Origin of the sequence: Komagataeibacter europaeus LMG 18890 (assembly GCF_000285295.1) — a bacterium.
GTDB classification, from domain to species: domain Bacteria; phylum Pseudomonadota; class Alphaproteobacteria; order Acetobacterales; family Acetobacteraceae; genus Komagataeibacter; species Komagataeibacter europaeus.
This window is the reverse complement of the sequence record NZ_CADP01000260.1, coordinates 1-1,807: the sequence shown is the minus strand read 5'-3', so window position 1 is coordinate 1,807 and position 1,807 is coordinate 1. Positions and strand designations below refer to the sequence as shown.

General features: G+C 59.7%; 2 protein-coding genes. Both read right to left on the bottom strand.

The features are described 5' to 3' along the window. Positions 1-451 precede the first annotated feature (451 nt). The gene (locus tag GEU01_RS23780; protein ID WP_019087631.1) at positions 452-838 is read right to left on the bottom strand and encodes a hypothetical protein; all 387 of its coding nucleotides are present in this window, start codon (positions 836-838) and stop codon (positions 452-454) included. Positions 839-906: 68 nt separating this feature from the next. Next, a complete protein-coding gene (locus GEU01_RS21425; RefSeq protein WP_026018931.1) occupies positions 907-1,764 on the bottom strand; it encodes a DUF932 domain-containing protein in 858 nt (285 codons plus the stop codon). Between the last annotated feature and the right edge of the window lie 43 nt (positions 1,765-1,807).

Sequence of the window (1,807 nt, the reverse complement as noted above, 5' to 3'; positions counted from 1 at the left end):
TTTCATGGGGCCGGTGTGGTGTCCCGCCCCCATGTCGTTAATGTATCATGATACATTATTATTGCAAGAAAAAAGCACGGTTTACCGCCAAAAAATCCAGCCACGCCCAACGCCAGCCAGCCTCTTGTTCGACCGCGCCACGCGGGCGAACACTTAGCGAAGCGGGACGCCTCTCGTCCCGACACCATCAGGGGGCCATGACCCGCAGCGCAGCGCAAGCGGCGGCCCGTAGGGCCGGGACCGCAGCCACGCGCACCCACGCGCAACGCCTGGCCAACGGACAGGCGCGAGCATGGGGAGCATGGCGAGGACCAGCCCGCTTGCGCGGAGTGAGGATTATGGCACCAGCGACGGCCCCCAAGCTGGGGGCCTAGCATTTGGGGTTGCTGTGCGGCCTATGGCCGCAACCTAATGCTTGTGCCAGCGCATCGCGCTGGCACGCTGTTTGCCCTTAATCGTCCAGAAATAGGCGCTGGGGAGTGCCCGAAAAAAGAGAGGCCACAGCATCCCCCGGCAACGTGGTGGCGTAGTCTGTGGCGTCGTCTTTCGTCTCAAAATAGCGGCTTATGCCGCCATTCGTGACGCCATGCAGGCGCGTTTCCAGCAGATCGGAAAGCACATCCCCCGGAATGTGATTCCACGGTTCCCCCATTCCACGATTAAGGGCGGCCACAAGTTCGCCCATCGTGCGGATATAGGGGGCGTGGGCCATGTCCTCGAAGCGATGGGGGGATATGTGGCGGTCGCCGCATTTCGGGCAATCATCGTCCACCTGACAGGGGTATTCGTCGGTCCAGTCCGTACCGCAGCAATCACAATGATAATGGTTCAGAAACATCGGGGCACCTTTGGGCAATAGATTTCGGAATGGTGGGTGGCGGGGCCATACGGCCCCGCCTGGGGGGATCAGGCGGCCCCCTTTAATTCCGCCATCCGCTGTGACAGGTGCCAGATGGCCCGATTTACCTTCACATCGGTCTCAACCGATTTGACTTCGCGCGTCGTCACGCGGCGATGACGCCGGGCCTTTTCGTCCCACCGAAAGCCATGCAGCCCGCCTTTCATCGTGTTTTCCTGTAGGCGATTGGCTACGTGCCACAGATCGTCGCCACGGTCTTCCTTCCGCCACGGTGCAAGAAACTGCTTCGGCTGGATGGCCTGTCCCGTGGTGTTATCCTCGTCAAAGCGGAGCATATGGGTAGCCTCGGCCAGCACCATTTGCTCGTCACGGGACAGCGATACGCCTGACCAGTGATCTGCAACCCGCAAGGCTTCCTGACTGGCATCCATGACCCGGTATGACCCTTCAATCACCTTTTCAGTCACGTTTCCCTTATGGGGTACCCTGACTTCCTCAAGGTTCTTGTCCAGCACGATCATTCCGTTAAAGCACCGCAGGCGCATCATGCCCGCCATGATCTTGTACGCGCTGGTCCCGTCATGGCTATTCATCAGGATCAGTTCGGGGAACAGTTCGCCCAGGTGCGTATATGTCGGGCCTTGGCCCTGTCGGCGGAAACGGATCAGGTGCTTGGTAAAGTTGGCTTTGCCCGGAATACGAGAGCGGCCTTGCGAAACATGCACGGGCATAAAGCCCTCGGCCCGCAGGCCATTCACCACGTCAATCGTGGGAATGTAGGTGTAACGCTCCGAGCGGCTTTCGTGCTTGTCGTGCGCAAACACGCTGGGAGCGGCTTTCATCAGCACCGCATCAGTCAGCGGGGTGCAGTTCCGGCGGGAAATGTAGGTGAGAGATTGTGACATAGGGTGAGCCTCCTATATGTGGGTTTCATGGGGTCGGTGTGGT